General features: G+C 43.9%; 18 protein-coding genes and 1 tRNA gene. 7 read left to right on the top strand and 12 right to left on the bottom strand.

All coding sequences use genetic code 11. The features are described 5' to 3' along the window. Nucleotides 1-387: 387 nt before the first annotated feature. From ABFV72_RS12265 to ABFV72_RS12285, 5 genes are all read right to left on the bottom strand, one after another. The gene (locus ABFV72_RS12265; protein ID WP_102092408.1) at nt 388-1,989 is read right to left on the bottom strand and encodes an Rne/Rng family ribonuclease; all 1,602 of its coding nucleotides are present in this window, start codon (nt 1,987-1,989) and stop codon (nt 388-390) included. Between the two features lie 120 nt (nt 1,990-2,109). Further along, nucleotides 2,110-2,793: a Maf family protein gene (locus ABFV72_RS12270; RefSeq protein WP_347163944.1), complete on the bottom strand. Its 684-nt coding sequence runs from the start codon at nt 2,791-2,793 to the stop codon at nt 2,110-2,112. Between the two features lie 105 nt (nt 2,794-2,898). Continuing rightward, nucleotides 2,899-3,384, bottom strand: coding sequence for a rod shape-determining protein MreD (gene mreD / locus ABFV72_RS12275; protein ID WP_347163945.1), 486 nt, complete (start codon nt 3,382-3,384; stop codon nt 2,899-2,901). Between the two features lie 141 nt (nt 3,385-3,525). Beyond that, on the bottom strand, nt 3,526-4,386 hold the full coding sequence (gene mreC / locus ABFV72_RS12280) for a rod shape-determining protein MreC (RefSeq protein WP_102077941.1): 861 nt from the start codon (nt 4,384-4,386) through the stop codon (nt 3,526-3,528). A gap of 313 nt (nt 4,387-4,699) precedes the next feature. Continuing rightward, entirely contained in the window at nt 4,700-5,737 is a 1,038-nt protein-coding gene (locus tag ABFV72_RS12285) for a rod shape-determining protein (RefSeq protein WP_057758685.1), read from the bottom strand. 25 nt (nt 5,738-5,762) lie between these two features. On the opposite strand from ABFV72_RS12285, the gene ABFV72_RS12290 reads away from it, so the two are divergent. The 7 genes from ABFV72_RS12290 to ABFV72_RS12320 all read left to right on the top strand — a co-directional run bounded on the left by ABFV72_RS12290 (nt 5,763) and on the right by ABFV72_RS12320 (nt 12,586). After that, nucleotides 5,763-5,891 carry a hypothetical protein gene (locus ABFV72_RS12290; RefSeq protein WP_347163947.1) on the top strand — a complete coding sequence of 43 codons (129 nt, stop codon included), beginning with the start codon at nt 5,763-5,765 and terminating at the stop codon, nt 5,889-5,891. 525 nt (nt 5,892-6,416) lie between these two features. Continuing rightward, nucleotides 6,417-6,731, top strand: a complete 315-nt coding sequence (gene gatC / locus ABFV72_RS12295; protein ID WP_057758683.1) for an Asp-tRNA(Asn)/Glu-tRNA(Gln) amidotransferase subunit GatC — start codon at nt 6,417-6,419, stop codon at nt 6,729-6,731. An 81-nt stretch (nt 6,732-6,812) separates the two neighbouring features. After that, nucleotides 6,813-8,309 (top strand): Asp-tRNA(Asn)/Glu-tRNA(Gln) amidotransferase subunit GatA, encoded by a 1,497-nt coding sequence (gatA, locus tag ABFV72_RS12300; protein WP_347163949.1) that lies wholly within the window; start codon nt 6,813-6,815, stop codon nt 8,307-8,309. Continuing rightward, nucleotides 8,309-9,835: an Asp-tRNA(Asn)/Glu-tRNA(Gln) amidotransferase subunit GatB gene (gene gatB / locus ABFV72_RS12305; protein WP_347163951.1), complete on the top strand. Its 1,527-nt coding sequence runs from the start codon at nt 8,309-8,311 to the stop codon at nt 9,833-9,835. Before gatA ends, gatB begins: the two co-directional genes overlap by 1 nt. 114 nt (nt 9,836-9,949) lie before the next feature. Further along, nucleotides 9,950-10,026 (top strand) — tRNA-Pro (locus tag ABFV72_RS12310). Nucleotides 10,027-10,240: 214 nt separating this feature from the next. Further along, entirely contained in the window at nt 10,241-11,236 is a 996-nt protein-coding gene (locus ABFV72_RS12315) for a hypothetical protein (protein WP_347163953.1), read from the top strand. 372 nt (nt 11,237-11,608) lie between these two features. Further along, the gene (locus tag ABFV72_RS12320; protein ID WP_347163954.1) at nt 11,609-12,586 is read left to right on the top strand and encodes a DUF1853 family protein; all 978 of its coding nucleotides are present in this window, start codon (nt 11,609-11,611) and stop codon (nt 12,584-12,586) included. A gap of 81 nt (nt 12,587-12,667) precedes the next feature. Here the strand turns inward: ABFV72_RS12320 and ABFV72_RS12325 are convergent, their stop codons facing one another. The 7 genes from ABFV72_RS12325 to ABFV72_RS12355 form a co-directional block, all read right to left on the bottom strand. Next, entirely contained in the window at nt 12,668-13,198 is a 531-nt protein-coding gene (locus ABFV72_RS12325; RefSeq protein WP_347163956.1) for a DUF2726 domain-containing protein, read from the bottom strand. 251 nt (nt 13,199-13,449) lie between these two features. Further along, on the bottom strand, nt 13,450-14,655 hold the full coding sequence (locus ABFV72_RS12330; RefSeq protein ID WP_347163958.1) for an SPOR and LysM peptidoglycan-binding domain-containing protein: 1,206 nt from the start codon (nt 14,653-14,655) through the stop codon (nt 13,450-13,452). 258 nt (nt 14,656-14,913) lie between these two features. Then, on the bottom strand, nt 14,914-16,287 hold the full coding sequence (folC, locus tag ABFV72_RS12335) for a bifunctional tetrahydrofolate synthase/dihydrofolate synthase (RefSeq protein WP_347163959.1): 1,374 nt from the start codon (nt 16,285-16,287) through the stop codon (nt 14,914-14,916). Nucleotides 16,288-16,469: 182 nt separating this feature from the next. Continuing rightward, the gene (gene accD / locus ABFV72_RS12340; RefSeq protein WP_201556172.1) at nt 16,470-17,417 is read right to left on the bottom strand and encodes an acetyl-CoA carboxylase, carboxyltransferase subunit beta; all 948 of its coding nucleotides are present in this window, start codon (nt 17,415-17,417) and stop codon (nt 16,470-16,472) included. Between the two features lie 397 nt (nt 17,418-17,814). Beyond that, complete coding sequence (gene trpA / locus ABFV72_RS12345) at nt 17,815-18,639, bottom strand: tryptophan synthase subunit alpha (RefSeq protein ID WP_102091139.1); 825 nt, start codon at nt 18,637-18,639, stop codon at nt 17,815-17,817. A gap of 142 nt (nt 18,640-18,781) precedes the next feature. Continuing rightward, nucleotides 18,782-20,056, bottom strand: coding sequence for a tryptophan synthase subunit beta (trpB, locus tag ABFV72_RS12350; protein WP_057758619.1), 1,275 nt, complete (start codon nt 20,054-20,056; stop codon nt 18,782-18,784). 161 nt (nt 20,057-20,217) lie between these two features. Further along, nucleotides 20,218-20,919, bottom strand: a complete 702-nt coding sequence (locus ABFV72_RS12355) for a phosphoribosylanthranilate isomerase (RefSeq protein WP_347164009.1) — start codon at nt 20,917-20,919, stop codon at nt 20,218-20,220. Nucleotides 20,920-20,958: the final 39 nt, after the last annotated feature.

Raw genomic sequence — 20,958 nt, forward strand, 5'->3', positions numbered from 1 at the left:
GTCATTCTTGCGTTGCAAGACCATGATCAAAAGCAGTTTGGTTAAATATTCACTTAAAGCGGCCTTCTGTTCTTAACCAGAATGAGTTCTTTATCCGAACTTATAGCGTGCCAAAAGCAAAATAGTTTAAAGCCCCGCCAACCCTCCTATTAATTGGAAAGTAGCAAAGGCATAATGAAATAGTGCTAGAAACGATGCTCTAGCTGTCATAGCGCCAGCTTTTTTTATTCAGCTGCGCATATATAATTCAGTGGTGTATATTATACATAGTATTTTAGGTATTGCAAGAGCAATCTCTAATGTGATTAGAGATGCTCCTTCTTACTTAGACTGGTTACTAACCATACAAACATTTTCATCTAGAACTATCATTTGTTTTGAATAAAATTAATCTAAAACAATATCATACTGCTCTTGGGTATATAGGTTCTCTACATCAAAAGTAATCACCCTACCCAGTAAATACTCTAAATCGGCCACTGTGTCTGACTCTGTCGTAAGCAGTAAGTCAATGACTGCCGCATGAGCCACCACTGTGAACTTTTTGGGAGAATTATAAGTGCGTGCGCAGCGCATAATCTCACGGAAAATCTCAAAGCAAACGGTTTCTGCGGTTTTAACAAACCCTCGTCCTTGGCAAGTCGAGCACGGCTCACAAAGCTGTTGGCCTAATGATTCACGCGTGCGCTTACGTGTCATCTCTACCAGTCCAAGCTCACTAACCTGCGTAATCTTAGTTTTTGCATAATCTTGGGTAAGCTGCGCCTGTAAGCTCTCAAGCACGTCATCTTTATGCTGTTGCTCAAGCATATCGATAAAATCTAGAATAATAATGCCGCCTAGGTTACGTAGTCGTAGCTGACGGGCGATAGCATGTGTGGCTTCTAGATTAGTCTTATAGACCGTATCCTCTAATGAGCGACCGCCCACAAAAGAACCTGTATTAACATCAATCGTGGTCATAGCTTCGGTCTGATCGATAATCAGATAACCGCCAGACTTAAGATCGACACGGCGCTTTAGTGCATCACGTAAGTCATCCTCGACACGGTGTACATCAAACAACGACTGCTCAGCAGTATAATGCACGATTCGGTCATAGACGAATGGAACAAACTCTTTGGCAAAGTATCTGACTTGCTCATAAATCTGAGTATTATCTATGATGACTTTTTCGGTATCAGCGTGAACCAAGTCACGGATAGAACGTAATGGTAATGATAGTTCCTGATAGATCAGCTCTGAGCTCTGATGATGATTAATCTCTTGGCGACGAGCACAGATAGTACGCCACAGCTGCAATAGATAATATATGTCCTCTTCTAGCTTATCGACAGGCACACGCTCAGCAGCGGTGCGGGCAATCAGTCCACCCTTTAGATTGACCGTTTGCATTAGGCTACTAAGCTCAGTCTTTAATCGGCTACGCTCTTCTTCGCCATCAATACGCTGCGATATGCCAATATGATCACTCGATGGCAAATATACTAGATAACGTGATGGCAGCGAGATATTGGTCGTTAAACGAGCACCTTTACTTCCTAACTGGTCTTTGGTTACCTGTACCAAAATACGCTGACTTTCATGCAGACGATGCTGAATCAATGTTTTAGACGCTGGTACGATTTCTGTGCTTTGCGCACTGACAATAGGCGGTGTCACAGCCAAGCTATCAGCAGAGGCATTGGTAGTCGCATCGTCCTCATTTATCTCGTGCTTAGTGGCCTTAGCTGCTTTGTTTTTTTCTGCAACGGGACGTGGTTCACGCTGCATGTCATTGACATGTAGAAATGCGGTCCGCGATTGACCAATATCTACGAAGGCTGCCTGCATACCAGGAAGGACACGTACGACCGTCCCCAGATAGATATTGCCGACCAACCCCAGTTTGTGATGTCGTTCAATATAAATTTCGCCCAAAATACCATTGTCTAAAACCGCAACACGGGATTCCATTGGACTAATATTAATCAGCAGCTCTTCGGACATAGTTTTTTCTCTTATCTCTCAGCTTTCTTATTAGACGGTCATCGTCTATTAGATTGACAGTGTAACAAATGCGACTTGCTCTTGCCCATTACCCTACCGTGTCATTATGTGCATATCCCATTATAACGGGTTGACTATGTCCATACTGCCTTCTGTCATTTCTTTGATTAGTGCCAGTGTTTGTGCCAGTGGCAGACCTACGACATTGGTATAGCTGCCATTAATACGACTAACCCAAGCAGCACCCAGTCCTTGAATGCCGTATCCACCTGCTTTATCAACGGGTTCGCCACTGTCCCAGTAATCGCTCATCATCTGTGTCGTCAGTGGTATAAAGGCCACTTCCGTACGCTCAGTGATTCGCTGCTGATTAATAATTTGCAAGCACCGTGTAGGTTCTGATGGGCTTTGCTCTACTTTAGGCAATAGCTGTACTTGAGTCGCTTGAACGGCAGTCCATACTTCGTGGACGTTATCAGACATACGCTGCCACATACTATATGCGTGCTCACGATCGACGGGCTTGACCAATACTGTCTTACCATCTGACAGCACGCCAATAGTATCAGAAGTCAAAATAATAAACGGTGATGTAAGGCTATCGTGATTTACTTGAGATGTGTCGCTTAATTGTTGTATCGCGGCATTAGCTTTGGTTGCGACCATGCGTTCGATATAGTCTGTTGGCGACTCATTATCCAACGGCGTCTCATCGATATCTACACTTAAGGTAGTAAAGTTTAGTTGCGCTCTTTCTAGTAGCTCATGACGACGCGGAGAACCAGACGCTAAAACGATATCCATCGATATTCTCTTTATTTATAAATTTATGGTATGTGTGGTCATACAGTATTATGGACAGAGCAAGCTAAGCTGTTAATCAGAGTAACAGCTATAGCTAGTAACTCATTAACGCGAAAAATTGCGTAAAGCAAACAGCACGAGTGGCCAGCTAATGATACTCATAAATAATGACAAAGCAGACTGGGCGACAAAGACGTTTTGAATAAACATCTGTAATATCCATAGATTTAACTGAAAGACAATCAGCCCTAGACTAGCAATTAACCACGCGCTAACGGTATTCAACTGTCTGACGTAGATACTGGTAATTTTGATAACCAGTGCAACCACAACAGCGGCGAACGCTTGCTGTCCTAAATGGGTATCCATCAATAAATCAGCAATCAGTCCAACCGTAAATGCGGTAAAAATGCCAACATAGCGCGGCTGAAACAGCAACCAATAGATCAGCACCATGATCATGACCATGGGACGCAGTGTGGCCATGCTTGGGCTTAATGGATAGACATTGAGTGATGATGCAGCGATGAAACTTAGAACAATCACAACTATCAATAGTACCGTGGCATTCTCAGAATCAGGATACGACATGGGTACTTACCTTAGCGAGTGTTTGATGGTTGCTGTTATATTGTTGATTGGATATTGGCAAGGTGAATACCATAAATGGAAAGCTTTAAAACATTAATAAGCCAGCTCATTAGCCGTCAATACCGTGGCTTACGTCATTATCTATGGAGCAATAGCAGCAGCATTGTTCTCATTTAGCAGCTTGTCTTGAAGTATTAATACATAAGCATTGTCAATAAAGTTAGCTGCTGGAGTAACTTCGATCGTTCTAAAGTTATCGGTTTGCTCGTCTTTGACATGCGCGATACGCCCTACTCGATAGCCTGCCGGAATACGACCGCCCAATCCTGACGACACTAGCTCATCACCTACTCGCACATCCGATGTTTTGAAGACGTAATTGAGACTTAATGAAGATGGGATACCTTGGCCTGTGACGATAGCACGCTGACCAGTACGCTTAACGGTAACCGCAACTGACTGCTGCTCATCTGTAATCAACAACAGACGGCTAGTATTCGGATAGACATTGATAATCTGTCCTAATACACCGTCTTCATCGATGACCGTTTGCCCAACTTGTACGCCATCTTGCTCACCTTTATTAAGCACGACAATCTGTCTGAGCAAATTGGTATCTGTACCGATGACTTGCGCCAAATTAAGATCGAACTGCTCAGGCTTGGTGGTAGATAATATACCTTGCAGGCGTGCGTTCTGTGCCAAAATATAATCTTGCTGTTGTAGCTTGGCATGCGCGTGTATCAATTGCGACTTTAGCTGCATGTTTTCGCGACGCAGTGCTTCTTTAGATTGTAGACTACCACCTGCCCAATGCTTGGCATAGCTTGGTAATAGAGACAGCTCATAGATTGGCTGCATGGCGGCATGACTGGTACTACGTACTGGCTTAAACCAATCAGAGTTTTTGCTATCAAACCACATCAAAATTAAGGCTGCTATCAATACAATAACAGTCTTACGAAGTGATAACGGCTGGCGAGCAAAAATACTTGGAGTCATAAGTCGTCTGATTTAAGGATTCTAAAATGAACAATAGCACTTATTTACAGCATGAGTGTTTATCGAGGATATTGGGTTCTAGCACAAATGAATGCAATTAAAGGTAGCACAATCGGCTACCTTTAATTTTATATATAGTCAATTTTCTATAAATTGGATACGGTGTCAGTCACGCTCAGCCTACTATTTGTAGTACTTTCGCTTGCCTTCCCTGTATCCAAGTTTTATTAAACCGACTATATTGATAGTTTCATCATTCACATACATCATCATATATTGCCAAGACTATATAGCAACTAAGGATAAAGATGACTTAAACAAAAATCATGTTTAAACTTTTATTATTGATGAAATCAAGCGCGATACCACCGCCACGACTAACGCAGGTTAGTGGGTCTTCTGCTACCGTCACTGGCAAACCGGTCTCTTGCGAGATAAGTTTGTCTAAGTCACGTAATAGCGCGCCGCCACCTGTCAATACAATACCACGCTCAGCGATATCTGATGACAACTCTGGCGGAGTCTGCTCAAGTGCTACTTTTACAGCGCTAACAATACCGCTCAATGGATCAGTCAATGCTTTTTGCACTTCTTCTGAATTGACAGTAAAGGTCTTTGGCACACCTTCTGCCATGCTACGACCACGAACTTCTACTTCTAGTTGGCTGTCTTCATTCAATGCAGAACCGACTTCTTTTTTGATGCGCTCAGCAGTCGTCTCACCGATGACACAACCATGCGTACGGCGTACATGGGTGATGATCGCTTCATCAAACATATCGCCACCGATACGAATTGACTCAGCATATACGCAACCAGACAGGGCGATAACAGCAATCTCAGTTGTACCACCACCGATGTCCACCACCATAGAACCACTGGCTTCGTGAACTGGCATACCAGCACCGATTGCCGCAGCCATTGGCTCTTCTAGCAATAGTACTTTACTCGCACCTGCTGATGATACTGCCTCACGAATCGCCTTACGCTCAACTAGAGTAGACTTGCATGGTACACAAACCACAACGTTAGGCTGTGCCATAAAACGCTTGGCTTTTACTTTAGCGATAAAGTGCTTAAGCATTTTTTGCGTCACTTCAAAATCAGCAATCACACCGTCTTTCAACGGGCGAATTGCTGTGATGTTCGCAGGCGTACGACCTAGCATCTGCTTGGCATCGATACCAACAGCGGCGACGGTCGGGTTCTGAGTACGATTGCTTCGTAACGCGACCACCGTAGGCTCGTCAAGCACGACGCCTTTATTAGGAATAAAAATTAGGGTGTTCGCAGTACCGAGGTCGATAGCGATATTATTTGATAAAAATCCAAACAGGTTCATGACTAATATATCCAGCGTCTTACGAATGAGGCGAATGAGATTGACTGAGGTGTTACTCGTCAGTGTTGAGCAGGTCGTCGTTAAACATTACTTGTGGCAACAGTTAATCATCCCAACAAGTCAAAATCCAAGCAATAATGATGAAATGAAAAAACTGAGCTAAATTATACCGATTTAGCTCAAAAAAAACATAGATATTTGCATCAGTAAGTAAGGATTTTTGTCTTAGACGCCAAAAGTTGTTACAAAGTTTGAAATAGTAGTGAATATCATTCAACTCAATGAAACATCATTTAATCTGATAACTAACAAGGCTCTACAGGCAGATGAATGTTTTGCTTAATAGCAGATGCATACTGTAACGTATTTTAGAAGCTAATTGGAGAGCAATTGAGGAACAATGATGAATTAGGGGGTCAGTTTTGCAATTCTCTGTAAATCATTGTGTCTTAATTGGCATTATGGCTTGTCTGACACCATATCTTATTTAATATTACATCTTTATCAACTCAGCCTCTTGGTTGAGATTGTGCATCAATCAAGCGTCATGCTCTGTAAACTTGAGTCAGATGCTTTATAATAAGCCCACTTACTATTTGTTTATATTTTAATTGTTTCTATTTTAGCGCTTACGTATTTTCGTTTTCGTAAACTACTCTAACAAAAACTGTCCTTAACTGGAGAAACTATGTCTCAGCAGCCAGCAACGTCTGACAGCAACGTCAGCCGTGAAGAAATCCTAGAAGTTGCCAACCTTGCCCGCTTAGGTGTCGATGAAAGTACAGCCGATAGCTATGCTGATGATATCAGTAAAGTATTAAAATTGATGAATACGCTGTCTAACGTTGATACTACAGACATCAAGCCACTAGCCAATATCCATGAAGCTTGCCAAGAGCTGCGTGCTGATGTAGCAAAACACGACATCAATCGTGAGCGCAATCAGTCAGTCGCACCTGCCGTAGAAGAAGGCTTATATCTAGTGCCTCAGGTGATTGAATAATAGTGGCTGAGTAATAAAATCACGCATTTGCCATTATCCTATTTTATTTTATGCTATTAACATTTTGACGGACGACACCTTATGTCTGAACTTCATTTATTAAGTACCGAGCAGCTCATTACTGGCTTGCAAAACAAACAATTTAGCAGCGCCGAATTAACCGAACACTACATCAAGCGCATCGATGCGCTAGACGGTAAAATTAACAGCTTTATCACTCATACCTCTGAAACAGCACGCGCACAAGCAAAAGCGGCAGACGAGATGCGTGCTCAGGGCGATCAGCGTCCACTACTTGGCGTACCAATGGCGCACAAAGACATCTTTTGTACCCAAGGCGTACTGACCACTTGTGGCTCAAAGATGCTACATAACTTTGTCTCACCATATGACGCGACTATCGTCTCTAACATCGACAAAGCTGGCATGATTAGCTTAGGTAAGCTCAATATGGATGAGTTTGCGATGGGCTCAGACAACAGTAGCTCATACTACGGTACGGTACAGAACCCTTGGAACCTAGAGCGCGTCCCTGGTGGCTCGTCAGGTGGTAGTGCTGCTGCTGTTGCCGCAGGCTTTGTTCCTGTTGCTACTGGTAGTGATACGGGTGGCTCTATTCGCCAGCCTGCTTCATTCTGTGGTCTAACAGGTATCAAGCCTACTTATGGCCGTGTGTCACGTTTTGGTATGATTGCCTACGCTTCAAGTTTGGATCAAGCAGGTAGCATGGGACGTAGCGCTAAAGATTGTGCTTACTTGCTACAGCCAATGATTGGTCATGATCCGCGCGATGCAACTTCTATTAAGTACGAGATGCCTGACTACATACAAGACATCAATGATGCCCAAGCTGCTGCTGGTGATAAGCCATTTGCTGGCTTGCGTATTGGTGTGGCCAAAGAATACTTTGGTACAGGGCTTGATAGCGAAGTCGAGCAAGCAGCACGTGCCGCGCTCAAAAAATACGAAGAGCTAGGTGCAACGATTGTAGAAGTGAACATTACTGATCCTGAGATCACACTTGCCACTTACTATATGCTAGCGCCTGCCGAAGCATCATCGAACCTATCACGCTTCGATGGCGTACGTTTTGGCTATCGCTGTGAGAATCCAACGGATCTTATCGATCTATACACACGCTCACGCTCTGAAGGCTTTGGCCCTGAAGTACAGCGCCGTATTTTGACAGGGACTTATGCGCTATCGGCTGGCTACTTCGATGCTTACTATACTAAAGCACAGAAGATTCGCCGTTTAATCGTTAAAGACTTTGATGAAGCATTTGCTAGCTGTGATGTGATTGCTAGCCCAACTGCACCGACTGCGGCTTATAAGCTTACTGACAACCTAGATCCTGCAACGATGTATTTAGGTGACGTTTATACCATCGCGGTCAATCTAGCAGGTCTACCTGCCCTCAGTCAGCCAGTTGGTTTGACGACAGAAGGCCTACCTATTGGCTTGCAATTAATCGGTAAGCACTGGCAAGAGAGTCAATTGCTCACGACTGCGCACCTGTTTCAGCAGCATACCGACCATCATCTACAACACTCTACCATCGCAAAGGAGACGGTATAATGAGTACAGCTACTACTGATAACAATGCCGTCCGTGAACACGCCGTGCGTAAAGAGCTATTCGTCGATGGCTATGAAGTGGTCATCGGTATCGAGATTCACTGCCAGCTAAATACGGAAAGTAAGATCTTCTCAAGTGCGGCGACTGACTTTGGTCATGAGCCAAACAGCCAAGCTAGCATCGTCGATTTGGGTTTGCCTGGTGTATTGCCAGTGTTAAATGCTGGTGTGGTCGATCGCGCGCTAAAATTCGGTATCGGTGTCAATGCTGAGCTGGGTCTGTTTAATACGTTTGACCGTAAAAACTACTTCTACCCTGACTTGCCTAAAGGCTATCAAATCACCCAGATGGCCAATCCTATCGTGGGTGAAGGCTATATCGATGTCGTCGTCAACGAAGGCGAAAAGAACGAATACCCTAAACGTATGGGTATCACTCGCGCGCATCTAGAAGAAGATGCAGGTAAATCTGTCCATGACGCAGTCGACGGTATGACAGGTGTCGATCTCAACCGTGCTGGTACGCCACTGATCGAAATCGTCTCTGAGCCAGACATGCGCTCAGCCCACGAAGCACTTGCTTATATCAAAGCTATCCATCAGCTAGTCACGTGGCTAGGTATCTCAGACGCAGTGATGGCTGAAGGCTCATTCCGCTGTGACTGTAACGTCTCTGTGCGCAAGCCAGGCGCTGATCTTGGTACGCGTACTGAGCTAAAGAACCTAAACTCGTTCCGCTTTATCGAGCGTGCTATCAATCGTGAAATCGAGCGTCAAATCGATATCTTAGAAGATGGCGGCAAAGTCGTACAAGCGACGATGCTATATGATCCAGAGCGTGATGAAACGCGTACCATGCGTACCAAAGAAGACGCTAACGACTATCGCTACTTCCCTGATCCTGACCTGCTACCTGTCCGTATCGAGCAGCATACGGTTGATGCAATCAAAGCAGCGATGCCAGAGCTACCAGTTGCTCGTCGCGCACGCTTTGAAGAAGCACTTGGTCTGTCAGAATATGACGCTCGTATCTTAACTGGTAGTCGCCAAATTGCTGACTACTTCGAAGATGTGGTGGCTGAAGTCGGTCAGCAAGATGCCAAAATGGCTGGCAATTGGGTCATGGGCGACTTACTCGGCGCCCTGAACAAAGATGACACCGATATCATCGACTCCCCTATCAGCGCCAAACAATTGGCTGGCATGCTCAAACGTATCAAAGACGACACGCTATCTGGCAAACTGGCCAAGAAAGTCTTTAGTGCTCTATACGAGCGCGAAGGCGGCGATGGCGATGATGCAGCAGATAAAATCATCAAAGACAAAGGCCTCAAACAAGAGACCGATACTGGCGCTATCAAAGCGATGGTAGAAGAAGTCATCGCAAAAAATGAAGCGATGGTCGAGGAATATCGCGGCGGTAAAGAAAAAGCCTTTAACGGTTTAGTCGGTCAGGTCATGAAAGCCAGTCGCGGCAGTGCTAACCCACAGCAAGTGAACCAAATTCTAAAAGAATTATTGGGTTAACGTTGGCTGCTAAGCGATTATACTGACTATGCTAGGCAGAATAATATTGTAGATTTTGGCTGCTATAAATAGCCCTTGCAATATACATAATTTTGCGTAAAATAGTCAGTCACTCGGGGCGTAGCGCAGTCTGGTAGCGCACTACACTGGGGGTGTAGTGGTCGCAGGTTCAAATCCTGCCGTTCCGACCAAACATAGCAGTAAAGAGAAAAGCCAACCATTGTTTTCAATGGTTGGCTTTTTTTTGTGCTAAATTTGGTTGGTAATTGTATGATGTTTTGATTGAGCAAACAATAATAAAAATCTTGCAAGGCATGACAAGTAATCGAAATCCAGCCGTTCATACACCTTTAGGCTGGCACTGCCTTGTACCTACTTTGGTTTAAGGGTGTAGAGGTGTGAATTGTGGGATTACTAGATGAAGCAAGAGAGAAAGCGAACTGCTATATATCACCAAAAGATTTCTTATGTTTCATGTCGTATAAGCTAGGAGAGCCAATTCAAGAGATCGTATCTTTTTTGCTGTATAACAATTTTGATGAGCTAGTAAACGAATATTACATAGACCGACATTACCGCATTTACTCGTGCAACGATATTGATCGTAAGTATAAAACCAGTACGCTATTTCATGAGATCGCAAAAGATGGCTTTCTCGACTATATGATGTTTTGTAATTCTTTTTATGATGATTGCCTAGAAGATGATGATGCAGATTTAGATTTTTATGAGCCTATTGAAATAGACTTTTATTATAGTTTGGAAGAATTGCAGAAAATTGGCTTTTTAAAGAAGCTCAACTTGCCTTTAGAGAAAGGTAGGACGCTAGATTATAGCGTGACTGGCGATGATATGGTAACAGCAAAAGAGCCTAAAGACGGGATAAGAACATTTAAACTAATAGACACTAATGTCGTAAGTGAGGCTGAAAGAGCCAAGCAAGAGCAGTCTATAATAGATGAGTATGGCGAGAACTCACAAGCTCATAACTTTCATAAGCTTATTACAATGGCATCAAGAGGAGATCTTCCACAGCGAAAAACAGGATTTAAGAGTGACAAACAAATTATTAATGAACTTCAGGAGCAAGTAGCGCAGCTTACTACTTATCGTAACAAAGCACAGGACAAAGTAGCCGAACTTGAAAACCAACTAGCACAAGCCAAAACTGAAATAGAAGACAAGTCAGCTAATGACGAGCCAACACACCATAAAAGCGTAGGTTCTATGCAAGTATTAGTGACCACACTTATTAAGATGGCTGAATATGATAAAGAGCACCTAGCCGATCCTTATGGAGAACTTAATAGGCTTATTCAAGCCAAAGCCGAGGGACTAGAGCTGTCAGTTAAAAAAGACTTCATTGCAAAATGGCTAAAGAAAGCTGATGAAGTTCTATAGAACCTTGCCATTTTCTATATAGAACTATCGAATGACCTTACTTCATAAAATGGCAACCATAAGCCGTAGCAATCAAGTTACGGTAAATATGGAGCTAGACACATGAAACAGAAAATTCACATTCCAACTAATTCAAAACAAAAGCCATTTCAATATCGGCCTAAATGGCAACTCTCTCTACTTAAAGCGGTAGTTAGCATTCTATTACCTTACTTGCTATCACCGCCTGATATCAGCATTCATATTCATCACATTAATATCATATTTTAGCGCCAAAAAACTGAGCACTGCCCTAGCGGATACTTGTCATCTATAGACTTTTATAGAGCGAGCCGTTAGGGTAAATGCTACATCTTTACACTGGTTTACCCTATGTCCGAGCCTGTCAATCAGCCCATATCTAATAGCCTCATAGATAACGCACCTTGGGTACGTTACCGCCGACCTTATGTGCGTGATTTGGCTTATGTACTGTCGTGTCCCAATGTTTTGACGCAGTGGCTAGACTTTGCACCGCATCAAAATACACATACCGTTGCTGTGCATAGCGCGCAATTTTGGCAGACGCAATTTGAGGCGTATGAGCGACGATTAACCGAGCTAGACACCACTGCCGCCTATCAAGAGCTGACTCGCTATTTACTCAAACGACCTAGCCCCAATCGTCTGGGTTTTCATTTTGAAGGCTTATTGTCATTTTGGTTAGAGGATGGGTTTGCACGCAAGCTGCATCCGTATGAGACATTGGCTAGCAATGTACAGCTCTATAATGGCAAGCAGACGACTGGTGAGCTGGATTTGATTTTGTATAACCATGCAGAACAGCTGGTTGAACATTGGGAGCTAGCCATTAAGTTTTTTATGGGGTCAGCACCTTTTGAGCCTGTGAATTGGGTTGGGATTAACTCTAATGATAATCTACAGCGCAAAATGACGCACATGCAAACCAAGCAGTTTCGAGCGGTGTGGGTAGATACAGAAAATCACGGACAAGTAAAAATCGATAAGCGTTATGGCGTGATCAAAGGGCGATTCTTTTTACCGATTAATACAACTGATTGCGGTGATGGTGACTGGCCATACTGGCTAACGCCGAGTTTTCCGATACACGAATGGTGCGATAAGAGGGACATGGCAGGTCTTGCAACGATTGACACTACAGCTTTGCGAGCCGCGCATTATATTGAATGGTTCACCAAACGCGACTTTTATGATGAGCGAAATGCTTATGATAGTCGGCAGCAGCCGATAGTTTGGTCAGATAGCGAGCTACCTAAGACAGGTTTATATTTTGAAGGTAATCGACCAATCGTTATTTATCCAAGGCAGTCAGACCAAATCGATGAATAAATTTAGCTAACCTAAACTTTTAAGATGAAACTGCTTAGATAATATTCTGGTCTTAACAATCGGACAGCTTTCACAGAATGCTTAATAGCTCTCAATCACTTGCATCAACTCATATCTAAGCATATCGGCACTCGGCATACGCTCAGCATGGAAGCGCACCATCGCAATACCTGCACTAGCAAGCGCCTTATCTTTTTTATCATCCGCTTTTTGGCGGGCTTTGCTACTATGCGTCCAGTCATCAAGCTCGATAGCGACCAAGGTAGTCTGAGCATCGACATCCACAATCACATAGTCAACGCTCTGACGGCAGATACGATTGAACCAAAAGCTACGCTCTGATGTCTCACTACTATTGGCTTCAATGATCCGTGACAGCTGTACTTGGACAAATATGTGATACTCCGGCAGCGCATTTTTTAACTTATTAAAAAATATCACTTCCGTATCGGTCATAATCGGCATCGGCGCAAATGGCCAAATAGCCAACTCATCACCGCGCACAGGTTTTGGATCTGGCTCAACGACAGGGCGTTTTGCTAATAGCTTCGGTAACGTAATCAGCCCCAGAAACCCAACGGCCAATACTAAAAATATAACACCAAACGACATGGTTCTACCTTATACAGTATGAGAGTGATGGGTTAATTGTCATTATTGATAGCAATTAATAATGCGCCGATCACCACAAGGCAACCTATATAGGCTGACAGGTTATACAACAACGGATTATAAAAATGGCGCTCATCTTAACTAAGGCAGCGCCAATCAGCAATCTATAAAACAAAAAACACGACAGTATTTGTCGTGTTTTCATATAAAGTAGATAAAAGCCGAATCAAGACCGTTAGAAACGCTCTAGCTTAACGCCAGTAAAGCACCCAAGCGCTGGTCGTATTTACTTTAGGGTCACTATTGATTTTATCTTTTAATGCCAATGCTGCGACTTTGCCGCGTTCAGGCCCAACCACGACACGAACTCCGCGGCTAGTCGCACTTGTCTTAACTTGATAACCTGCTGCTCGGAACTTCTTCGCTAACTCATCCGCTTTGGCTTGGTCATTTGCTAGAGCTACTTGCACTCCAAAGCTACCCTTAGCGTCGGTTTCTTTGACTTCTTTACGCGCTTCACTCAGTTTTTGCTGCGCTTCACGTTTTGCATCGGCAGATTTCTTCGCAAGGGCTTCTTCTTGTTGACGCTTCTTCTCACGTGCTTGTTCAGCGGCTGCCGCTTCACGCTCTAAACGCTGTACCTGTTTGCTCGATGGGATAGTGATACTTTGACCCAGTTGTAGCGCTGCCGATGGCGATAGATTGTTAGCTTGAGCCAATACTTCTACAGGCATATTATACTGTCTTGCCAGTTTGATGAGTCCATCACCTTTCTTAATCTGGTATTCAGAAGGCGATTTTGGTGGCTCACTTTTAGCCGCTTCAGCTGCTTCTCTTTTTCTCTCAGCCGCTGCTTGGGCTTCAGCCTGCTTTTTTGCTTCGGCTAGTCTCTCTGCCTCCGCTTGTTTTTTACTCTCGGCAAGTTTTTTGGCAGCCGCTTGCTCTTTGATAGCAGCTTGCCTTTGAGCTTCTTGTTGCTCTTGAGCCGCTTTTTGCTTCTCGACTTCGCTAGACTTTGTAGTATCAGTAGTAGACTGACTCTCCGTACGAGGCTGAACGGTCAGATCTGTAGTAACGTCTTTTGTAGACTCTGTACTGCTGGTTTCATCAGTAGCTGGCGCACTATTATCAACATATTGCTGGCTCTCAGCACGTGCCTTAGCCAATGCTTCTGCCTCAGCAACTTCTTGCTCTGTCAAAAACTCTTTTGCACGTTTTTCTTGCTCTGCAACACGGGCTGCACGCTCTTTTTGCTTTTGCGCAAGGATACGTTTTTCTGTCTCGATATCAGTTGTGAGCGGCTGCGGAGACTCTTGCTCCGAGCTTAGTTTGTCGACCATCGCTGACATCGGCTCTGGTTGGTCGCTATCGCCAATCTGTTGCACCATGGCGTATAGCATCACGCTACCGCCGATAATCATCCCAATGCCCAATAAGGCTTGTCTCGAAAAGTTCATCCGTTTACGTCTCTTAGTTGGTAATAAGGTTGATTGAGCGGCGTAGCGACTATCTCAAAGCAGTATATCAAATCGCTTTAATCATGATCTCTTACCGCCAGTTACTGTCAGTTAATGCCATCAGGGTTCAAAATTTGTGCCGACCGTCTTCTACTGGTCTGGCAAATCATTTTGATTATAAAGCATATTTTTCATGCTGTCTGCTATGAGGCTACGACTAAGATTAACATTAAACAGGCACTACTTTAACTTAAATTATCATACGCTAAGGGCACTTAACGCTTCCCCAATCGTATGAAACGAGCCACATACGACGATAAGATCTTGCGGCTGGCTCGCCTCTATCACTGCATGGGTCGCTGTATGCAGACCATCAAACTCATACATATTGGTGCTATCAACATATTTAACCAAAACATCTTGCAGCTGTTCAGTAGTCGCGGCACGAGGGTAATCAATCTCAGCGACAAACCAATCACTAATCGGTAAGCCTGCTTGAGTTAAGCGCTGCACAACTTTATCAATATCCTTATCACCTAACATAGAAAATAGCATTTTTATCTTTGGTGTAGGGATATTCGCTGAGCTATCTTGATTACTTTGCTTGGCTACATGCTGCTGCCAAAACGGTAATAGCTGCGCTAATAAGAACTCAACGCCTTGCTCATTATGCGCCACATCAAACAACCAATGGCGACTATGGCTTTCACGATAATCGAAGCGACCACCTAATTTGACAGTTTGTAGTGCTTGCTCAATAGCATTGATATCCACATCTAATGGACTTGCTAATACTGCTGATAGTGCATTGGCAGTGTTAGTTAACGATAGCGCAGGACGTGGTAGTTGTAAGGTAACCGCCGCATTACTGTATTGCCAAGTCGTTGCATCAATATCGCGGTAGCTAAAATCTTGTCCAATCTGATAACAAGTTGCCTGCTGGGTATCGATGGATTGTTGCACGCTAGCTGGCATCTCAATAGCACCATAAATCAGAGGAATGCCTTTGCGCAAGATACCTGCTTTCTCACGGCCAATATCCTCGACATTGTCACCCAACCAGTCAACGTGATCGATGCCGATATTGGTAATGACTGCCATGTCAGGATCAATAATATTGACCACATCTAGGCGTCCACCCAACCCTACTTCTAATACCCACACGTCACAGTCTGCTTCAGCGAATATCAATAACGCTGCTAGTGTGGTCATCTCAAAGAACGACAACGTCAAATCGCACTGTAAACGTGCTGCTTCTACTTTGCTAAAAGCCTCAATCAGCGTCTGGTCGCTGACCATCTCGCCATTGATACGTACACGCTCATTGAAAGCACTAAGATGTGGCGACTGATATAGTGCAGTCTTATAACCTGCGGCTTTACACATTTCGGCGATGACAGCGGTTGTAGAGCCTTTGCCATTGGTACCTGCCACAGTAAATACATAAGCGTCATCTTTCGCTGACTGCACCACGCCTAATGCATCTGCAACAGGCAACACACGTGACAATCCCATATCGATTGCAGATACATGAATCTGTTGCATATAATCGAGCCATTCAGTTAGGCTAGCACTTTCATTAGGACTATGGGCGTTGGGGCTGCGAAGGTCAGATGCTAAAAGGTCAGACATGAATAAAACCTATATAAAATTTAATAAGAGATAAAAATATATGTGTTAGCTAAAACCAAAAATAGCACTTACCGTGCAATGACGATAAATGCTATTAGGGGTCTTGCATATGCAGTAGATGTTAGCACGCAGCTAAGTCATTATGCACTCAATAAATAACTCATTATACTGAGTCATTTACCTTATTGAGCATCTACATTTGGTACGCGGCATAGTTTTGCAAGTAGACGATATATCGTATCGATTAGCTGATGACGATGTACCACTTCATCCACCACACCATGCTCTAATAAGAATTCAGCACGCTGGAATGGCTCTTCTAACGTCTCGCGTACGGTCTGCTCGATTACACGCTTACCAGCAAAACCGATCATCGCTTTTGGTTCTGCTAGATGGATATCACCCAACATCGCCAGTGATGCAGTTACGCCGCCGTACACAGGATTGGTCAATACCACGATGTAAGGAATCCCAGCGATTCTTAGACGCTCAATCGCTGCTGCCGTGCGTGCCATTTGCATCAATGACAATAGGCCTTCTTGCATACGTGCACCGCCAGAAGCAGCAAAGCAAACCAAAGGTACTTTTTGCTCTAGCGCTTTTTCAGCTGCTTGAACGAAACGATCACCAACGACTGAACCCATTGACCCACCCATAAAACGGAAGTCAAAAGCACAGGCGACGATATCAAGGTTACGCAGTTTGCCATACATAGCAACCAACGCCTCAGTCTCACCTGTTTTTTCTTGTGCTTCACTCATACGCGCAGGATATGGCTTACTATCCACAAAGCTCAATGGATCTTTTGCCGTAAATTCTTGTCCTGTCTCGCCGTCTACTTGATCAAGTAACCAGTTCAAGCGCTCACGAGCACTCATCGGTAAATGATGATCACAATGCGGGCACACATAACAGTTAAAGATCAGCGCTGTGTTGGTAATCATCGAATGACAATTGCTACACTTAGTTGACGGTTCAGTCTCTACCGCAGACAGTGGCGCAGTCAAATGCTGCTTGATACCTGGTATAGGACGGTTAAACCATGACTGCCTATCCGTATTGCTGTTTGGCGCGGCTTTAGCAGTATTGTTATCGGGTTTTGTTATTGTATCAGTCATATTATTTGCCATCATAAAAGGCTTATTGACAAGTTTGCTCATTCGCTTGTCATTGAGAGTTTAATGGTTGTCTAAACAAAACGTCTAACACAGTCATAACATGAGCAGTCATGCGACATACTGATAAATAAATCTCGTATGTCGGTAATTTGATTATGCGCTTGTTGATAGATAATGTATTTGCCAATCAAAATGACGAATAAACCACTGCTATCAGACACCATATAATAGTGATGTTAGTTTACACTCGTAAACTAATTTTAGCAAAGTCATTTAGTATTGTCTTCACGTAAAGCTTTTAAGTAAAGTCTTAGGTAAACAATAGCTCCAATTTGACTTTGCCGTTTCAAATAACTATTTCTTCAAATAACTACTTCTTCAAGTAACAATAATATGAAAGCAATAGCTATTAAGCACTTAAGCTGTCTAACGCTTCGCGTAGCTCATCCATTTTTGCCATGATGTTCTGCTGTGCATTTGCAACCGCGGCGGTATCATTAGCATCAATATCGGCAAAATTCTGTACCAATGCACTACCGACGATAACGCCATCTGCATGAGTACCGATCGCCTTAGCAGAGGCACCATCACGGATACCAAAGCCGACGCATACTGGCAGGTCTGTTTCCGCTTTGATTGCTTGAACTTGAGTTGCTACATCGTCAGTATCTAGCGTGGCTGAACCAGTCACACCTTTTAGTGATACATAATAAATATAGCCGCCACAATGAGTCAATACTTGCTCACGGCGCTCAGGCAAAGTCGTTGGCGATAGCAAGAAAATCTCATTCATCGAATGATCAGTCAAATGCTGAGTGAAGCTGCCCGCTTCTGCTGGCGGCAAATCTACCATCAACAAACCATCAACACCTGACTGCTCACATAGCGCCACAAAGTTATCATAGCCGATGATTTCAACAGGATTTAGATAACCCATTAGGATAATTGGCGTTTGCGTATCTGTTTGACGGAACTCTGCAACCATCTTTAATGCATCGCGAGTACTCGTACCTGCTGCTAATGCACGCTCGCCAGCCAACGCTACAGTTGGGCCATCTGCCATTGGATCAGAGAATGGTAAACCGACTTCGATCATATCGGCACCGTGTTTCACTAAGTCATGCAACAGACCTACAGTAGTGGTCGGATTAGGATCGCCTGCCATTACATAAGGAATCAAGGCTTTTTTATTTTGTGATTTTAAGGTTTCAAAGGTACTTTCAATTCTGGTCATAGTGGTCTCTTAATTGTTATAAACTGGCTTGTTTGACCCTTTATCTAATAATGTATATCGAACAATAAAAGGTCAAACAATTTTTCTTATAAAGAAGAATCTAGTAACTTATAAATTTGATAACTTATAAAGATACTCGTTACTACAACTCAATCCCTTCCGCCTTCATCACTGAATGCAGATCCTTGTCACCGCGACCTGACATATTAACGATAATCGTCTGATCAGGCGTCATGGTTTTAGCCAGTTTCAATGCATAGGCGACAGCATGAGCAGTTTCAAGCGCAGGAATGATACCTTCTTTGCGAGTTGCTTCATGGAAGCCTTCTAGAGCCTCTTTATCCGTACAACCAACATACTCAACACGCTTCATATCTTTTAGGAAGCTATGCTCTGGACCGACACCAGGATAATCAAGACCCGCTGAAATAGAATGTGTCTCTTGAATCTGGCCATCATCATCTGCCATCAGATAAGTACGGTTACCATGTAGCACGCCGATACGACCAGCCGCCAATGGTGCTGAATGACGACCTGACTCAATACCATCACCTGTTGCCTCGACACCATACATTTTAACTTCAGTATCGTTTAGGAAATCAAAGAACAAACCAATCGCGTTTGAGCCACCGCCAACACAGGCAACCAATGCATCAGGCATTTTTCCTGTTTTTTCTAGATGCTGAATGCGTGCTTCTTTACCGATAATCGCTTGGAAGTCACGAACCAATAGCGGATAAGGATGCGGGCCTGCCACAGTACCGATAATGTAATAGGTGCTATCGACATTGGTCACCCAGTCACGCATAGCTTCGTTCATGGCATCTTTGAGAGTGCGTGAGCCAGAAGTGACTGGCACAACTGTTGCGCCAAGCAAGCGCATACGATAGACGTTCATCTTTTGACGCTCGACATCGTCAGCACCCATATAGACGATACATTCTAGCCCTAAGCGTGCCGCAATGGTTGCCGTGGCTACGCCATGTTGTCCTGCACCAGTCTCAGCGATGATACGTTTTTTTCCACACATTTTGGCAAGCAGTGCCTGACCAATGGTGTTATTTACTTTATGCGCGCCTGTATGGTTTAGATCTTCACGTTTGAAGTAAATTTGCGCACCGCCAATCTCATCGCTCAAACGCTTAGCATGATACAGCGGCGTTGGACGACCGACATAATTGACCAAATCGTTGTGATACTCTTCCCAGAATGCTGGGTCTGCTTTTACTTTGGTATAAAGCGTTTCTAGCTCTTCTAGAGCAGCCATTAGCGTCTCAGAGACAAAACGTCCCCCATGTACACCGAAATGACCGCGTGCATCAGGATACTGGTTGAAGTCCTGTACGTTTTCAGGATTGGTAAAAGTGTTTACAGACTGTGCGGTAGCAGATAAATCCTTGTTCTCGACATGACTCATGATAATTCCTACTGTAATAAGTGGTATTTTTTAGATAACTTTAGATAAATAGAGAGAAAATAATAAAAAGAGATAACAATCTAATAAGATTTAAGCAGAAAAATCGGAATAACGATCAACTAAGCAGATTACGTATCGCAAATAGCTTGATACAAACCTACTTAGATGGCGCCAGTGACCGTAGCGTTTTGCCATCGATCACGCTTGACCGCTTTCATAAAGGCACGCATTTTGGCAGCGTCTTTTTTACCTTTATCAACCTCAATACCACCGCTCACATCGACGCCATAAATAGGCAAATCTAATGTCGCGGCAACATTGTCGGCATCGAGTCCACCGGCCAAAACGATCGGTAGTGCGCTGTTATGTGGAATGAGACTCCAATCAAAACGTGCGCCTGTACCGCCATACTTATGCTGATGATAAGCATCCAGTAAAATACTACTGGCACCTGCGGTCGCAAACTGATTAATTTGGGCGCGAACGCTATCGAGACTGTCTTGCTCTGTATTGATACGCAATGCTTTGATCCAACGTTTATTGACCATACCTGCCAGCTGTTGGCATTGCTCAGGCGTTTCATCACCATGGAACTGGATAATATCAAAAGAGACGTTGCTTGCTAAGTTAATCAGCTCATCTTTGGGCATATTGACTACCAGTGCCACCACGCTGACAAAAGCAGGTACGGCAGCGCTCAGAGTTTGCGCCTGCGCTATTGTGACCGCACGTGGACTTGGTGGATAAAACACCAAACCCACTGCATCTGCACCTAGCTGTGCCGCAGTCTGTATATCACTAAGCTGAGTAAACCCGCAAAACTTAACGTGCATTTTGTGACCTTGCGTTTCATGGTGCTGAATATGACACCGATTATAGCGGTATCAGATAGGTTCAAGCTA

It is taken from the genome of Psychrobacter proteolyticus (assembly GCF_039762275.1).
Classification (GTDB): domain Bacteria; phylum Pseudomonadota; class Gammaproteobacteria; order Pseudomonadales; family Moraxellaceae; genus Psychrobacter; species Psychrobacter proteolyticus_C.

Coding starts and splice junctions, on each gene's coding strand:
- ABFV72_RS12265 (WP_102092408.1), bottom strand. CDS start 1,989: ATGTCCGAAGAGCTGCTGATTAATATTAGTCCAATGGAATCCCGTGTT.
- ABFV72_RS12270 (WP_347163944.1), bottom strand. CDS start 2,793: ATGGATATCGTTTTAGCGTCTGGTTCTCCGCGTCGTCATGAGCTACTA.
- mreD (WP_347163945.1), bottom strand. CDS start 3,384: ATGTCGTATCCTGATTCTGAGAATGCCACGGTACTATTGATAGTTGTG.
- mreC (WP_102077941.1), bottom strand. CDS start 4,386: ATGACTCCAAGTATTTTTGCTCGCCAGCCGTTATCACTTCGTAAGACT.
- ABFV72_RS12290 (WP_347163947.1), top strand. CDS start 5,763: ATGAGATTGACTGAGGTGTTACTCGTCAGTGTTGAGCAGGTCGTCGTT.
- gatC (WP_057758683.1), top strand. CDS start 6,417: ATGTCTCAGCAGCCAGCAACGTCTGACAGCAACGTCAGCCGTGAAGAA.
- gatA (WP_347163949.1), top strand. CDS start 6,813: ATGTCTGAACTTCATTTATTAAGTACCGAGCAGCTCATTACTGGCTTG.
- gatB (WP_347163951.1), top strand. CDS start 8,309: ATGAGTACAGCTACTACTGATAACAATGCCGTCCGTGAACACGCCGTG.
- ABFV72_RS12320 (WP_347163954.1), top strand. CDS start 11,609: ATGTCCGAGCCTGTCAATCAGCCCATATCTAATAGCCTCATAGATAAC.
- ABFV72_RS12325 (WP_347163956.1), bottom strand. CDS start 13,198: ATGTCGTTTGGTGTTATATTTTTAGTATTGGCCGTTGGGTTTCTGGGG.
- ABFV72_RS12330 (WP_347163958.1), bottom strand. CDS start 14,655: ATGAACTTTTCGAGACAAGCCTTATTGGGCATTGGGATGATTATCGGC.
- folC (WP_347163959.1), bottom strand. CDS start 16,287: ATGTCTGACCTTTTAGCATCTGACCTTCGCAGCCCCAACGCCCATAGT.
- accD (WP_201556172.1), bottom strand. CDS start 17,417: ATGGCAAATAATATGACTGATACAATAACAAAACCCGATAACAATACT.
- trpA (WP_102091139.1), bottom strand. CDS start 18,639: ATGACCAGAATTGAAAGTACCTTTGAAACCTTAAAATCACAAAATAAA.
- trpB (WP_057758619.1), bottom strand. CDS start 20,056: ATGAGTCATGTCGAGAACAAGGATTTATCTGCTACCGCACAGTCTGTA.